This window comes from Rubripirellula reticaptiva, assembly GCF_007860175.1.
GTDB classification, from domain to species: Bacteria; Planctomycetota; Planctomycetia; order Pirellulales; family Pirellulaceae; genus Rubripirellula; species Rubripirellula reticaptiva.
In genome coordinates this window covers 494,315-510,247 of sequence record NZ_SJPX01000005.1, presented here as the reverse complement: position 1 = coordinate 510,247, position 15,933 = coordinate 494,315, and the positions used below count along the sequence as shown (strand labels likewise).

The following is a 15,933-nucleotide window of genomic DNA, read 5'->3' as shown; positions in this document are numbered from 1 at the left end:
CTCCATCGCGTGGATGGCTGTCGCGATATTCCGCCGAGCTTTGGATTGCAAAAGGAATGTCGGTGTACGGTTGGCAGATACTTGTGCTCACTGGGCAAACAAAAAAAGCTCGGTGGGATGAACCCACCGAGCTTTCGGTCGTTGCTTCGCCAATTGGCGACTCCAAAGCGGTGTTCCGGACTGCTTATCGAAGTCGGAGCCGCCGGACGAAATTCGCCGCTTAGAAGTTGATTGCGACGCCTAGGTCGATGCCGTGAACCCACAAGCTCGAATCGTTGAAGTCGAAGATGGGGTTGGCACCGGAGTTGCCTGTTCCGATCGTGTTGCCTTGGACGCTGCGGTTGACCGCGTCGCCAGCAAGAGCAAGGTTATCGAAGTAGATGAAGCTGTAGCCGACGGTCAGAGCCACGTTCGGACGGAAGTTGTATCCAATCTTGAAGTTGGCTTCTGGTGCGAAAGCAAACACGCTGCGTTCTACATCCATCGCTGTCGAGCTGGCCAAGACGCCGCCGCTGCCGCCGGTGACTGCTCCACCAGGAATCTGGCGAGTGTAGTTACCTGCTGCGGTGAATCGTTGATCCATGTTGCCCAAGTGAACCTTGGTCAGCGAGCTGACGGTCCAGCAACCACGATGCATGATCATGTCGAAACCAAGTTGACCACCATTGAATTCGTTTTCGCCACCGAAGCGGTCCGAGAACGTACGGATGGTGCCGATTGGGTTGCCACCCGATGCAGCGGTGTTGATCGTCGTGCTGTTGATGCTAAGCGTGTCGTCGATTTCAAAGTGCGAGTAGCCACCGATGAAGTCGAGGTTGCAATGCTTGCCACTTCCGAAACGCAGGCGAGCGTAAGCTTCCGCAGCCATGATGTCCAACGAGCTTTCGGCTTGCAGGTTGCCTTGGAAGATGCCTTGTTGAGCGACCAACAAAGCGTCTTCGCCAACCGCACCTGGGCTGGTGTTGAAGTACGAACGGCCGACCGATTGGTCGCTGCCGTTGCCGCTGTAGCTGAAGTCGCTGCCGCTTTCGTCAAGCATCCAGAAACGTCCGCCGACACCGACATGATCGCTCAACCAGAATCCGCCGTCGACTCGGAAGCCGGCCGACAGTTCCGTTTCGCCTTCGCCACCGAACAAGGTTCGGACGTTGCCAGGCTGGCCAAGAACCGGCAAAGTGCCAGGATCCGATCCTAGTACCAGCGGTGCAAGGTCACGTGGTTGGGCGAACCACAACAGTGCTTCGAGCGACGCCCAAGCGTTGCTGTCGCAAGTGTTGAACAGGTTCGTCATTCGACCTGCAGTGCCGCATCCGCCACAGCCGCCATCGCAGTTCGGCGTTTCGCAGCCGCAGCTAGCACCCATGGTGTATTGCATTTCAACGCCGCATCCGCCGCCGCAGTTGCCAGACTCGCAACCGCAGTCGCCGCTGAACGAAGCCGTTTGCATTTGCGATGCTTGGACGGGTGCGTAAGCGGTCGCATGGGCCGGTGTTTGAACCGATCGACGACGAGGTGCTCGTGCGATGACCGAACGCTCGCTGTGAGCAACCGGGGCTACGACGCCGTCGTCGTAGGATTCATCTTGATAGGCAGCGTCTTCGCTGTCATAAATTTCTGTAGTGTCAGAGTAGGCTGCGTCTTCACCGAAGTAAGCATCTTCGCCGTATCCGGGAAGATCTCCGATTGTCGAACTACCATTATCTGCCATTGCCATGCTGGTGCCAGAAAGCAACATTGCTGTGAGGGCCAGCTTCTTCAAATTAGTTTTCATAAAACGTCTCGTACAGTCCGGGAACACTGATTGACTGGTATAAGGCAATCGACTGGATTCACTGGTATATGCAGCACTGTCCTCAGAGGCCGAACACCTGCTCCAAGTTGCCCAACTTGACGGACGAAAGCGTCAAAGTTTGCCTAGCATCTCAAAACGATGCACTAGAATGCATGTTTCACGGCGATTGATCCCTATTGAGGGGTGTTTTGACCCTCGTCGTGCCCAATCTTTTCAACGTTTTTTGACGAAGTAGTACCGATGTCGGCCGGAAATACGAACTCCGAGAACCCCACGCACCCAAACTCTGCCGATCCTCAGGTTGATCCGCAAATCGATCCGCAGCTTGCGGGGACCGGTGCAGACCTCGGCGAAGACACCGGTGAAATCTTGGACTCCGGCGAAATCACTGACATCATCGAATCCGTCGCGACCGAATCCAGTTTGCCGCCGGGTGCACCTCCGCCGGCCCCTTCGTCTGACGACGAGGCTAACAAACGACGGGGCAATGACTCGGGTAAGACGTTGTCCGTGGTCTCGCGTCAAGGATTTCGCCCGCAGCTGATCCGGTGGAAGCGGCAACTGGCGCAAGTCAACGCACTCGAGTCGACGCTAAAGGCCGAGCCGGATACCGAACTTCGCAAACGCTCGCTAGCAATTCGATATCGAGCGATGGCTGGCGAAAAACTGGCGACGCTGCTTCCCGAAGCCTATGCGCTGACTCGCGAAGCCGGCCGCCGGGCACTTTCGATGCGGCATTACGACGTACAGATCATCGGCGGCATTGCCCTGTTCGAAGGTTACGTTGCCGAGATGCAGACGGGCGAAGGTAAGACGTTGACCGCGACGTTGCCCCTTTATCTTCACTCGTTGACCGGCAAGGGCGCGCATTTGGCGACGGTGAACGATTACTTGGCCAAACGGGATGCCGAGTGGATGCAGCCGTTGTTTGCGATGTTGGGCGTTGACGTCGGCATCATCCAAACGCCCGACGACCAAACGTCGCGGCGAAAGTCTTATGCTGCGGCGATTACTTACGGTACCGCCAAGGAATTCGGCTTTGATTTCCTGCGTGACCGATTGTTGCTGCGTGCTCAGAACCGACTGCAAACAGAGATGTTGGGCGACGGAGGTGCCGGGTTTGGCGGCGGCGGCGACGAAATCGTGATGCGAGGCATGCACTTTTGCTTGGTCGACGAGGCTGACAGTATTCTGATCGACGAAGCGCGTACGCCGCTGATCATTGGCAGTATCGAAGATAATGTTCGCGACCAGATCGTCGAAACGTATCGCTGGGCGTCTGACACGGCGACCGAATACGAGCTGGACGATCACTTTACGATCCATCCAGATACGAAACAGTACGAATTGACGTCACGCGGCCGGCAAAAGGTCCGTGCGCTGCCAAAATCCGATCTCGTTCGCACGATGGGGTTGGTCGATTTGTACGAATACACCGAGCGGGCGATCAAAGTGCACCGCGAATTTTTGCTTGACCGCCAATACGTCGTCCGGCCTGGCGATAAGGGCGAGGACGAGATCGTGATTGTGGACGAATTTACCGGGCGGTTGGCCGAAGGCCGAAAATGGCGTGACGGGATTCACCAAGCAATTGAATCAAAGGAAAACATCGAGATCAGCGTTCCGACGGGCCAAGCGGCTCGGATCACGGTCCAGGATTTGTTTCTGCGATATCCGCACTTGGCCGGAATGACCGGGACGGCGGCCACCAGCGCTAGCGAGCTGCGACGGATCTATCGTACGCCGGTACTGCGAGTACCGACGAACAAGCCGCCTCGTCGGGCGCGGTTGAAGGACCGCGTGTTCGGCACGATGGAACGCAAGTTTCAGGCAATTGTCGAAGAAATCAAAGAAATTCACGCGACCGGACGACCGATTTTGATCGGGACACGGTCGATCGATAAAAGTGAGCTGCTGTCGCGGATGTTGAACGAACTTGGCATCGAACACAAAGTTCTGAACGCCAACAACGTCGAACAAGAAGCGGAAATTGTCGCCGCGGCAGGCGGAACCGGCCGAGTCACGGTGGCAACGAACATGGCCGGACGCGGCACCGACATCAAGCTGTCCGACGGCGTCGAAAAGCTAGGCGGCATGCACGTGATCTGTACCGAACTGCACGACGCGGCGCGAATTGACCGACAATTGATTGGTCGTTGTGGTCGACAAGGTGACAGCGGTTCGTACCGCCAGTACTTGTCGCTTGACGACGACATCTTGAAAACAGGGTTGGGCGTTAAGAAGTCCGAGCGTTTAAAGACTCAGGGCGCCGCCACCGGCGGATCTGTCGACCGCCTGGCCAAACTGTTCCGCAAGGCGCAATTGAAAGTCGAGAAGCGGCACTTTCGGGACCGCATGGTGCTGATGCACCACGAAAAAGAACGCAAGAAAATGCAGCGTGAAATCGGCCAAGATCCGTACTTGGACACGCCAGACTAACGGGCCCCGCCTTGTGGACCCGCGACTTCGCACCCGGGATATCAACTGCAAAGCAGTTGATGAAACACGCGGTACACACCCTGCGAATTGACTTTACATCACGAAGCCGTCTTCGATCGTGGCGTTCTTGATCACGATCGGGATGCCGTCGCGAACTTGCAACGGTTCGTCTTCGCCTTGGTTTTCGATGCCCTTCTCGTTGACGATCTTCACGTTCTGGCCGATCCGACAATTCTTGTCCAAGATTGTTCCAACGATCGTTGAACCATCACCGATTCCAGTGGGCACGGCGCCGTTGGCTTGCGGGCCAGCATCCTCGATGTGGTCGGCACCCATCACGACGCAATCTTTGATCGTAACGTTGTCACCAATCACGGTTCGCAAACCGATCACACTGTTTTCGATCGTGACATTATCGCCAATGCGGCAACCGTCGGCGATCAAGCTACCGGTAATCTTGGTGTCGCCCATGATGGTCGGGGGCAGGAATCTTGGCCGGCTGTAGATCGGAGCCTGGCGATTTCGGATATCGAACGGCGGGTTCTTGCCGGCCAGCGATAAGTTCGCTTCGTAGAACGCGCGGATCGTACCGATGTCTTCCCAATAACCATCGAACAGGTGCACTTGAACCTTGTGCGACTTCAGTGCCTCGGGGAACACTTCTTTGCCAAAGTCTTCGTGATCGGTGCTGCGCAGCAAGTCCACCATCACGTCTTTGTTGAAGATGTACAAACCCATGCTGGCCAAACAATCGCGGCCATGGCTGGGGATACCACGAGCGTCGATCCAAGCTGGATCCATACGAACTTTGGCTAGTTCTTCTTCGGTTTTTGGTTTTTCGATAAAGCCTTGCACCCGTCCGTCGTCATCGACCTGCATGATACCCAGCGCCGACGCGTCTTCTCGGTTGACTGGGATGCCGGCAATCGTCGCCGCTGCGCCCGATTCGATGTGCGTCTTCATCATCTCGCGAAAGTCCATCCGGTAAAGTTGGTCACCGGACAGAATCAAAACGTGCTTGATCCAGTCTTCTTCCAAATGGACCAAGTTCTTGCGCACCGCGTCGGCTGTTCCCTGGTACCAATCGGTACCTTCGTCAACGGTTTGCTGGGCAGCAAGCAATTCGACAAAGCCGCCGCTGAAGTGATCGAACGTATAGGTTTGCCGCAAGTGCCGGTGCAGACTTTCCGACAAGAACTGGGTCAAGACATAGGCGCGGTTCAGCCCGCTGTTGATGCAGTTACTGATCGGGATGTCGATCAAACGATACTTTGCCGCCAACGGAACCGCTGGTTTAGCACGGATCTTTGTCAAAGGGAACAAACGCGTGCCCCGTCCGCCGCCAAGAATCAAAGCAATCGTATTTGAGAGATCCATGATTATCGTTTTCGCTTGAAGTGCTTCGTGTTGAAATAATTCGCGTTGTTTAGCTGTTGTAGCGGAGGCCCACGCCGGCTGAAACCATCCGGCCGGTATCCTCACCAATACTTTTCGAAACGGATAGCACCGGCGCCGCTGTAGTCGTGATCATCCGTAAATCCTGCGTCAATAAGTACCTGCAACATGCCCGGTGTGGACGGTGGTTCAGCGCCCGGCGGGACGTATCCAATCATTGCTGGATTCCCACACAGAAACACGTGCGTGTTCGATGGCGACAGGGGATCGCCCGCAAGTTCAGCCAATTTTCCAGACGTGAACAACGCTTGCAGATACTGTTTGCCGACAAAATTCGGATGTGCCGGATCGAGGTTTTCCGGGTCGCGCGTTGTGAAACAGAGATATCGATAGTTGGCGTACTGTGTCATCAGTTCGGCGTGTTCTTTGGCGTACCCCAAGTCGCAACGTTTGCGAACGCTGGTCACGTTGACGATCTTGCCGCGATGACCGCTAGCCAACAAGTGCGCCGACATCGCGTTGTGCGGAGCCTCGCCTGTGCCGGTCCCCAACATCAAGACGGTGTCGTCCGGATCGATCTCGCCTAGCACATAATGACCGGTGATCTTGCGTTGCAATTCCAGTCGCCCGCCGGGGCCAAGCAGGAACAGTCGCGGTGTCAAAACGGGCGGCTTCTTACCTTCGCCATCCGCTCGCCGGACCAGCGTGACGTAAAACTCTAAGTAGTCGATCGAGTCTACCGGCGCGACCTTGCCGGCCGGATTTAGCATCGGACAAGAAATCGAGTACGCGCGGCGGCCAAGTTTTCGCAGCTTGCTCTCGGACACCACTTCGACCTGAGTCCCCTCAAGTCGCGGTTCCCAGTTGCCCATCCCGATCGCGACGTATTGTCCTGGCTCAAATGGTTCGACGGGAGTGTCCGGGCGAATCCGAAAACGTGCCAAATCATCGTGAATGTCGATTCGCTCGATCACAGTCGCGTTGTAATACTTCTCCCGTAACGCTTCGGCCTCGTCGGCAGCCAGTTCGCTTGCATCGGTCGCTTCGCTCACGTTTTCTTCCTCACTGCGTGGTCCGAGTCACTTCCTTGGACGACACTGTCCGCTGCGATGGTTAGACTTGGCTAAAAGTCCAAGTTAAATGTCCCAGGATCACCGCCTTCGTGCCGCTATTCTCAATATAATGGTTTGTGCGGGAGGCTATGGATCGTAAGAGCGTCATTTTGTTGAAATGGACGCCCTAAAAACCCTGAGCTTCGAACAATCTGTTTAATCAGCCAGCCCAATCAATCACCAGTTATGTCAAATACTGCTATGCCCGCCCGTTTCATGCCCCTTGCTGCGGCTACGTTGATCACCTTTTTGGGAATCGGATTCTGTGCCGAAACCGCTTGCGCTGAATCTTGGACCGACCTGCGAGGGACTCGCACGATCGAAGCCCGAATGGTTGGGCTTTGGGGCGATAGCGTGATTTTGGAAATGCTCAACGGCAAACGGATCAGTGTGAAGTTGGACGCGCTTCGCAGCGAGAGCCGCATTCAGGCACAGGATCTTGCTCGCGATTGGCAGAAGAATCGCGGTACTCGCATCGGCGAATTGCAGGGCCGCGCCACCGAAGCGGCGGCGCCAGCGCCGAACCCGTTGCCGATGCCGCCGGCAGCGCCTGCGTACACGACGCCAAAAACCGACCTGGCCATCGGCGCATTCTTGGATCAAATCGAAACGCTGGTTCGCGATGGGCATGTCAGAGCCATCTACGATTCGCTGCCGTTGACCTATCGCAACGACATCAACGACATCGTTAAGTTGGCCGCCGAAAAATCGGACGAGACCACATGGGACGCGTCGATCGGAAAGTTACAGCAACTCGGCGAAGCGATCGTCACGAAGCAGCGTTGGTTTCTATCCAGCCCGCGTGTCAAACAACTGCCACCCGACGCGTTCGACTCGATGGCCGAAGAAGTGCTGACCACCGCGGGTGCGCTGCGGATCGGATTGTCACCCGACGTGATCAGTCTAGAGAAATTGCGAACCACGCCCGTCGAAAAGTGCGTAGCGGATTTGGATGCCGCGATCGCGCCCTTCGTCGCCCAGTTGTTCAGCTATAACGGCCGCTCGGGGCGAACTGTGACAGTCGAATCTGAAAAAGAAGACACAGCCGTTGTCTCGATCGAAATAGACGGCCGAAAATCCAGAGTAACGTTTACCAAGATTGACGGGTTCTGGGTTCCTAAATCCATGGCCGATTCGTGGGCAAAGTCCGTTGAATCGGCAAAAGCGACGATCTCGGAAAGCACGGGCAGCGATCTGTTTCCCGCCGTCACTGGGTTCGCGACCATGGTCGGATCTTTCTCGGGGCCAATGATGGCGTCCACGACCGCCGACCAGTATCACGGCGCGATGGAGTCGATTTTTAGCGGCGCTGCGATGATGGAAACGGCGTTGGCTGGTTTCGGCAACATGATCGGCAAACGCTTTAGCCTTACCGGTAAGTCGCCGAACAGTGGAAATGGATATGATGGCTATTCGGGCATGGATGATTACTCGGGGATGGATGACTATTCCGGGATGGATGAGTACTCGGGGATGGATGGCGGCAGCGATTACGACGACCAGTCGCAAAATTAAAAAGACTGGGTGAGCTTAGGTTTCTAACCGGAATCGCTTTGCAGTTTTTTCGGTTTCGTCAAAATAGATAGGCAGTCTGGTGACTCTGGCAACAAGCCGTCAAACTGCTTGTTCGCTCCTACCCGTTCCCTTGTTTTTGACGTTTTTCTCTGTGTCTGATTGCATCGATACTCGCGTCGCCGTTATTGGTGGCGGCCTTTCTGGTTTAGCGACAGCCGCCCAACTTCGTTTGGCTCACCCCGGCATCAAGCTAACTGTTTTCGAAGCCGGCGAACGAGTCGGCGGAGTCATTCATACGGAAACAGCGGACGGTTTTTTGATCGATCATGGTGCTGACATGTTCGCAACCAACCCGCCCCATGCGTTGCAGTTGTGTCAAAAACTGGGTGTCGAAGATCAGTTGATCGAGCCGTTGCCCGACGGGCGCGGTGCCAGGATCGTTCGGCATGGGAAACTGATGCCGATTCCCGACGGGTTTGTTCTGATGCGGGCGACCAAGTTATGGCCGATGCTCAAGACGCCGCTGTTGACGCCGCTGGGAAAGCTGCGGTTTTTGGCTGAACGGTTTGTGTCGGCGGACAAGCAAAGTGCGGGTGACGGGTTCGACGAGTCGATTGATTCGTTTGTGCGCCGTCGCATGGGCAACGAGGTGCTCGACCGAATTGTCGCGCCGCTATCGGCTGGGATCTACACCGCCGACATCACCAAACTTAGCATGCGCGCGACGATGGGGCCGATCGCCGAAATGGAGCAAAAGTACGGATCGCTAGCGCGAGCAACCGTGGCGCGACGGCGCAGTGGCGAAGACTCGGTCGAACGCGGCAGCACCGGAGCTCGCTATGGCCAATTTCGAGCGTTCCGCGGCGGCATGATCCGGCTGATCCAAACGCTGGCCGATTCCTTGCCGGCTGGTTCGATTCGAACCAATACGCCGGTGGGCAGCATCGTGCGACAAAACGAACTTTGGAACGTCAACACCGCTGGCGGTGAAACCGAAGCGTTCGACCATGTCGTGGTCGCGGCGCCACCCGCGCCCGCTTCAAAATTACTTGCCGAAATCGCACCGGTCGCGTCCGAACAACTCGCCGCAATCGAATCGGCATCGGCGGCGATCGTCGTCTTGGGCGTAAAGAAGTCTGACATCCGAGCGGACATCAACACTTTTGGTTTTGTGGTGCCGCTTTCCGAGAACCGCAAGATTCTGGCCGGCAGTTTTGCAAGTCACAAGTTTGCCGGACGAGCGCCCGACGGGCATGTGCTGATCCGCGTCTTCATGGGCGGCGCGATGCAACCCGAGTTGCTGGAACAAGATGACGCGAGCCTCGTCAAAATCGTGCGGCAAGAACTCGCAGACTTGATCGGTCTGCAAGGCGAGCCCGTCGTCACACGCGTGGTTCGGTGGAATCACGCGATGCCCCAATACCATGTTGGGCACAAACAACGCGTGAAACAGATCGAAGACTCGATCGCCCAAGTTCCAGGTCTTAGCCTAATCAACAATGGCTTAGGCGGCGTCGGTATCGCCCCAGTCATTCGAGCGGCCGGCGGAGTCTCGCTGTGACGGTTGTGCAGAACGCGAAGAAATCAATGGATATCGCGAGCTGAATCGCAAAGTGGTTGACTCGCTACGCTACTCGCCGTGTGTATCCATCTGCGTTGGTGGTGCTGCGCAATGTTACCGATCGGTCGGTCATCGGGAAACGAATTTTCATCAACGCATTGTGCATCGCGACTCCATCGCGAAAGCGTTTGGTGGGCGCTGGTTCGATCGCTTTTCGAATCAAATCGACAAAGTCTTTTGATAGGCCGCGTCGCAGTCGGTTGTAGCTTGGCAGCGAATCGAATGGATATTCGGGGATGGCTCCCGAGAACAATCGATAGATCACCAGTCCGAGTGAAAACACATCACTGCGGTACGTCGGCTTGCCCATCGCCTGTTCTGGCGAAATGTATCCAAGCGTGCCTGATCCCGAGATATCGTGATCACCCTTCTCGATGCGGGCTAATCCAAAGTCGGTCAACTGGATCACTTGATCGGGGAACAGCACGAAGTTTTCGGGCTTGATGTCGCGATGCAGTACCGAGTTTTCGTGTGCATAAGCGACGGCGCTAATCATTTGGACGGCGTAATCCATCGCCGTTTGTCGCGAAATCCGCCGTGTCATGCGGTCGCCAAGCGTTTCAACACCTAGCGGAAACGTGATCACAAAGTGCCCGCCGATGAATCGAGCGTCCTTCAGCGGCAGGATCGAGGGGTGTCGTAGCCGAGACATGATGCGGACTTCCCGCTGCAGGTCGTCGAGCGATTGAGTGTTGCTGACGAATTCGTTGTGCGGAATCTTCAACGCAACTTTTCGATCTTCGACTAAGTCCTGAGCCGCATAGACATTCGCAAATCCACCTTCGCCAAGACGTCGTAAGATTCGGTACTTATCCAGTCGACTGCCGATCCGCAGTGTTGCAGGAGTACTTTCGTCGTTCCGAAGAACTTTCAGCGAAACAGCCACGGGCAACCCATTCAAACGCGGAATCAATATCTGTGACCTTCACCGCCACACCCCGCTAGATCGTCACGACCGTCACGCCGTCACCAGCATTTTCGTTACCACCATGCCTTTCCACTCGACCTGATGACAGTGCTAGCCGGAACAATCGATACAGAGTGACGCGTTAAGGCAGCTTCCGAAACATCAGCAGCCGCATTTCAGCCACTTCACCGCCGGCAGCCTCGATCGCCTTCAACGTCAACGTGCCGCGACCGGGCTTCAAATGGAACGTTCCTAGCGTCATCGGCTTCCAATCCTTGACGTAACTTTCCGGTCGCAGGTCGCGGTCGTTCTCCATGCCTCTTAGCGGCACTTCGTTCGCTTCGCTGATCGTCGCTTGCAGCTTTTCGTCACCCAGGCTCAGTTCGATCACGGACCCCACGTCGTCATTTTTGCACGCGTAATACATCGTGACTTCGTGGTCGCCTTCGCCCAGAATATCTACGTCCCACGTGATCGAGCTGTCGGTGCCGACCCAGTTTTTCATGAACGTGCAATTGGGAAACTTGTTGCTGTGAACAACGCCGCCGTGGCCGATCGCATCTCGCGCCGGCATCTGATTGAACTGGGCATCGGGATGTCCGAGGGTGATCGGACGCCGTTCCTTGGACTTCGAATTCTTCGGATTCAGTTCGGCAACGTAACTGGCCAGCACGTCGCCCATCTGTTTAGCGATCTCTGGCTCGCGGTTTCGTAAATCAACGTGTTCGCCACGATCGTCTTGGATGTCATACAAGCTGCCGTCGCCGTGCATCCGATACTGGTTGCTCCGCAAGCTGTGCCGACCATTCCAAGTCGAAAAGATCATTCGGTCGTCGATCTCATCGTCGTTGGCAGGTTGGCCCAGCAGTCCGGCGGCCATCGAACGCCCGTCCAGCGGTTTGGGCGACTGAAGTTTGATTTTTGTCAATTCCGCCAGCGTAGGCAGCAAATCGATCGCGCCCATGATCGACGTGACCTTGGTTCCTTTCTTGATCGCCGTCGGATAGCGAACGAGCATCGGCGACCGCAGTCCACCTTCATTCGTCGATCCTTTTCGCCCACGCAGCCCGCCATTGAACCGGTAGCCATTCGGCCCGTTGTCGCAAAAGAAAACCACGAGCGTGTTGTTGGCCAACCCGGTCTCGTCCAAGTGCTTGAGCAACCGGCCGACGTTGAAATCGATGTTTTCGCACATCGCCAGCGCCGCGCGAGTGTGGTTGTCGTCTTGAGCTTTCGCATTTTTAGGATCCGGATCGGGAACCAATGGCTTGTCTTTGAACTTTTCCCAAAACGGATCTGGCACCTGCATCGGGGCGTGAGGCGTATTGAACGGCAAGTAAACAAAGAACGGATCGTTCACATGGCCGTCGATGAACTCGATCGCATGACTTGTCAGGTCGTCAACCAAGAATCCTTCGCCCGTCACGATCTCGCCGTTGTGTTCAAGCATTGGTGAGAAATAATCGCCCCAATGTCCGCTGCAAAAACCGTAGTACTCGTCGAATCCACGTGCATTTGGGTGATACGGATACTGCATTCCGCTGTGCCATTTTCCAAACGCGGCGGTGGCGTAGCCGGCGGTTTTGAAAACGTCGCCGATTGTTTGCTCGTCCGCGTTGATCCGCTCGCCGCCCGATGACGTGCTGTAGACTCCGCTACGAGTGTGGTATCGCCCGGTCAGGAGCTCGGCACGCGTGGGTGAGCATACGGCGCAAACGTAGTAGTTCTTGACTTCGGCTCCATCGCGAGCAAGCGAATCGATGTTGGGCGTTGAAAGGTTTGGGTTGCCATTCAAACTTAAATCACCCCATCCCTGATCGTCTGTCAGAATCACGACGACGTTGGGGTGGTGCTCGGACGCGACCGCTAATATGTCGTTGGCCGAGTCGTTCGACGCAAAACCAATCGCAATCGCTACAGCAATGACTTGTGCTGCGAGCGTTCGAGTAATCTTGGATGTGTTTGGAATGCAGATGAACATGGGTTGGCTCCGGGGATGAATTCCGAGACCCCCAGTCTAAGTGATCACCGTCGGTTTCGCTTTCCACGACCGAGTCGTTCCTTCAACATTTTCTGTCAGGCAAAGTCTACCGATTGACACATCGAGCCGAGGCGGAATCGGAAATCGACGAACGTTCAAATTGCAAGAGAATTCTCGCGAAATGCAAAGTTTTTCGCGTAGGGAAGATGTTCCATCGATAGAAGAAATCTAGGTGAATTTCCGCCCATTCTATGTGACATCGGGCCGGTTCAGAGGTACTGTTGATTGTGAAGCCCACAGTGCTGGGTGGATGAAACTTGACGCGACTTGGAAAGGTTTGACCATGATGCTTTCGACTCACTTCGGTAACTTCGAACTCGCTCCTTCTGTTAAACAAGACGTCTCGGATTTGATGCTCGGCGCTGTCGAGCGATTTCAAAATCGAATTCGCAAAGTTCAAGTGACCGTTCGTGATGTAAACGGTCCCAAGGGCGGCATCGACAAGCAATGTCGTTGCGTTGTGCATTTAAAGAGGATGCCGTCGATCGTGATCGAAGATGCCGACGATAACTACGGGAACCTTTTCCACCGCGTAGCCGATCGGGTCTCTTACACGCTGAGCCAAAAGGTTGATCGTATGCAGAAAAGCAGCCGATCGCGAAAGCATCACTCGCACGAAGTCGAATGATGCGATGAAGAATCTGCGGGCAGGTTGTGTTAAAGTGCGAGTCTCTTTGGTATTCCCCTTTCCAACCTGCCCTGGCGCGAAGATGACCCCGTTTCGATCTCTCTTTTGTTGTCTGTTCTCGCTGACGGCTTTGCTCGTCATCTACCCCGGTCATGCTGTTGCTGCGGATCGACCTAACGTGCTGTTGATCTTGGTCGACGACTTGAAGCCGGCGATCGGTTGTTACGGCGACTCGCACGCCAAGACGCCAAACATCGATGCGCTGGCGGTACGTGGGATGCGATTTGATGCAGCTTACTGCAACCAAGCCGTCTGCGCTCCTTCGCGGTTTACGTTAATGCTTGGCTCGCACTCGACATCAACGGGCTTGTACGGATTGGGCAGTGATTTACGCGGCACCATTCCGGACGCGGTCACGTTGCCCCAGCACTTTGCGGCGGCCGGTTATCGCACCGAATCACTCGGAAAGATCTTTCATGTCGGCCACGGAAACCACGGCGATCCTCAGTCCTTCATGGCACCGCACTTCAAGGATAAAGTGGTCGAGTACCTCGATCCGGCGAGCACCGACGGTGGAAAACTGACTCGTGAGGAGGCACTTTTCACTAACCAAGAACTTGGACGCATTCGCCAGTTGCCTCGCGGAGCCGCGTTTGAATCACCCGACGTTGATGACATTGCCTATGCCGACGGCCGAGTCGCCGGCGAAACCATCAAGCGACTGCAAGCCGCCAAGCAAGCCAGGGCGAACGATGGGACGCCGTTTTTCATTGCCGCCGGTTTCGCTCGTCCTCACTTGCCGTTCTGTGCACCGAAAAAGTACTGGGACATGCACGACCCAGCCACGTTGCCAATGCCAGTTCGCACCGAATCGCCAGTCGATGCACCCAAGGTGGCCGGAAAACTCGGCGGCGAGATTACGGCATACAAGCCTGTGCCCGAATCCGGTGACGTCGATGGAACGCTGGCTCGGAAGCTAATCCATGGTTACTACGCCAGCACCAGTTTCGTAGACGCACAAATCGGACGCGTGATCGCTGGTCTCGACGAACTGGAATTAACCGACAACACAATTGTCGTGCTTTGGGGCGACCACGGTTTTCATTTGGGAGACCTGGGGATCTGGACCAAGCACACCAATTATGAACAGGCCACGCGAATCCCGATCTTGATGGTCGCACCGGGCGTGACGAAGCCGGGGACGGCGACGACACAGCTTGCCGAAAGCGTGGACGTGTTCCCGACACTGGCCGAATTGGCTGGGTTGCCCGCGCCCCGAGGGCCGCAGCCGATCGATGGTGTTTCGTTGGTGCCAGTTCTCAAGCAGCCCGCTGCTCGAGTGCGTGATCATGCTTACCACGCGTATCCCAAAGCAAAACTCGGCCGGGCAGTTCGTACGGACCGATATCGTTTGGTCCAGTGGAAAGGTGAGGACGACGCCAGCATCGAGTACGAGCTTTACGACTACCGAGACGACTCGGTCGAGTCGGTGAACTTGGCTGCAAAGCGTCCGGCGATCCTGAAGCAACTGATCGCAATCTTGGAAACCCACGACGAACCGGTGGGACGCAACAGGAAGAAAGCGAAACGCTAAAGCGTCGGCGGTTGGCGGACGTTACTTCTTCGCCACGATGTAGCTGATCCAGCTCGGGTCGCTCGGTGCCGTTTCGCTGCGTTGCCACTCGCCGAAGTGCTTGCTGCCTTCGTCGTCGTTCTCCCAGTAAACGTGCGACTCGCTGAATCCGGCTTCAGCCAACATTTCGCGGACCTCGGGAATCGTCCAAAACCGCCAGTGGTATTCGAAGGCTCGTTTCAGTTTGCTGCCGTCGGCGAACTTGAAGTGGATATAGAACGTCGCGTCGGCCGTGACCGGATTGAACGACGCTTGTTCCCAGTGATACGAAAACCCTTTTTTGCCTTTGCGAATTTTACGCTTGTCGACGTTTTCTTCGGTGTAGCAATCACCGCCGCCCATCATGTCCATCACCATGATGCCTTTGGAATTTAGGTTCGAACGAGCGACCTTGAAGTAGTCGACGACCTCTTTACGAGTCTTGAACAACCAGAACGAAAAGTTCTGTGCCGCCAACACGTCAACCGTCGGCCGGTTTCGTTTGCGAACATCTTGCGTCAGAATTTGAACGCGTTCTTGTTGCTTAGCCGTCAGCTTGGCCAGATTGTTGTTTCGCCCCCACTGCAAAGTCGGCTTGTCTAAGTCAACGCCGACGGCGGTGCGGCGAGGCCCTGATTTGACCCACTCGCAACAAACCGCAAACGTGCCGCAGAAGTCTTCACGCAGACTTGTGGGTTTCGACTTGTAGGCTTCCCGAAACGCCTTGTCAAAGAAGTCGACTTCGTGATCCGGCACCTGAACCGAACGTTGGTAACAGTCAAATTTGTCGGCGGTCGATGCGAGCGTCTTTTCGCCCTTCTTGGCTTTGTCTTTTGTCATGGTGTGTTTCTCAAAGGATGTTAAGCATGGA

At 55.7% G+C, this 15,933-nt stretch carries 11 protein-coding genes; 5 read left to right on the top strand and 6 right to left on the bottom strand.

Annotated features, from left to right (window positions below; all coding sequences use genetic code 11):
- Positions 1 to 220: 220 nt before the first annotated feature.
- Complete coding sequence (locus Poly59_RS23005; RefSeq protein ID WP_146536445.1) at positions 221 to 1,771, bottom strand: BBP7 family outer membrane beta-barrel protein; 1,551 nt, start codon at positions 1,769 to 1,771, stop codon at positions 221 to 223.
- 261 nt (positions 1,772 to 2,032) lie between these two features.
- Here Poly59_RS23005 and Poly59_RS23000 point away from each other — a divergent pair, with 261 nt between their 5' ends.
- Positions 2,033 to 4,231, top strand: coding sequence for a preprotein translocase subunit SecA (locus Poly59_RS23000; RefSeq protein ID WP_146536444.1), 2,199 nt, complete (start codon positions 2,033 to 2,035; stop codon positions 4,229 to 4,231).
- Between the two features lie 93 nt (positions 4,232 to 4,324).
- On the opposite strand, the gene Poly59_RS22995 is transcribed toward Poly59_RS23000, so the two are convergent.
- Positions 4,325 to 5,614 (bottom strand): glucose-1-phosphate adenylyltransferase, encoded by a 1,290-nt coding sequence (locus Poly59_RS22995; RefSeq protein WP_146536880.1) that lies wholly within the window; start codon positions 5,612 to 5,614, stop codon positions 4,325 to 4,327.
- 95 nt (positions 5,615 to 5,709) lie between these two features.
- The gene (locus Poly59_RS22990; protein WP_246151874.1) at positions 5,710 to 6,678 is read right to left on the bottom strand and encodes a ferredoxin--NADP reductase; all 969 of its coding nucleotides are present in this window, start codon (positions 6,676 to 6,678) and stop codon (positions 5,710 to 5,712) included.
- A 246-nt stretch (positions 6,679 to 6,924) separates the two neighbouring features.
- Between Poly59_RS22990 and Poly59_RS22985 the strand changes: the two genes are divergently transcribed.
- Both Poly59_RS22985 and hemG read left to right on the top strand, forming a co-directional pair.
- The gene (locus Poly59_RS22985; protein WP_146536443.1) at positions 6,925 to 8,253 is read left to right on the top strand and encodes a hypothetical protein; all 1,329 of its coding nucleotides are present in this window, start codon (positions 6,925 to 6,927) and stop codon (positions 8,251 to 8,253) included.
- 151 nt (positions 8,254 to 8,404) lie between these two features.
- Positions 8,405 to 9,814 carry a protoporphyrinogen oxidase gene (gene hemG, locus Poly59_RS22980; protein ID WP_146536442.1) on the top strand — a complete coding sequence of 470 codons (1,410 nt, stop codon included), beginning with the start codon at positions 8,405 to 8,407 and terminating at the stop codon, positions 9,812 to 9,814.
- Positions 9,815 to 9,878: 64 nt separating this feature from the next.
- Here the strand turns inward: hemG and Poly59_RS22975 are convergent, their stop codons facing one another.
- Together Poly59_RS22975 and Poly59_RS22970 are read right to left on the bottom strand one after the other, a co-directional pair.
- Positions 9,879 to 10,760 (bottom strand): serine/threonine-protein kinase, encoded by an 882-nt coding sequence (locus tag Poly59_RS22975; RefSeq protein WP_146536441.1) that lies wholly within the window; start codon positions 10,758 to 10,760, stop codon positions 9,879 to 9,881.
- 163 nt (positions 10,761 to 10,923) lie between these two features.
- Entirely contained in the window at positions 10,924 to 12,762 is a 1,839-nt protein-coding gene (locus Poly59_RS22970) for an arylsulfatase (RefSeq protein WP_146536440.1), read from the bottom strand.
- A 343-nt stretch (positions 12,763 to 13,105) separates the two neighbouring features.
- Here Poly59_RS22970 and Poly59_RS22965 point away from each other — a divergent pair, with 343 nt between their 5' ends.
- Complete coding sequence (locus Poly59_RS22965) at positions 13,106 to 13,450, top strand: hypothetical protein (protein WP_186776468.1); 345 nt, start codon at positions 13,106 to 13,108, stop codon at positions 13,448 to 13,450.
- Positions 13,451 to 13,532: 82 nt separating this feature from the next.
- Positions 13,533 to 15,044: a sulfatase gene (locus tag Poly59_RS22960; protein WP_146536878.1), complete on the top strand. Its 1,512-nt coding sequence runs from the start codon at positions 13,533 to 13,535 to the stop codon at positions 15,042 to 15,044.
- A gap of 21 nt (positions 15,045 to 15,065) precedes the next feature.
- Here Poly59_RS22960 and Poly59_RS22955 read toward each other — a convergent pair whose 3' ends face one another.
- Positions 15,066 to 15,902, bottom strand: coding sequence for a class I SAM-dependent methyltransferase (locus Poly59_RS22955; protein ID WP_146536438.1), 837 nt, complete (start codon positions 15,900 to 15,902; stop codon positions 15,066 to 15,068).
- Positions 15,903 to 15,933: the final 31 nt, after the last annotated feature.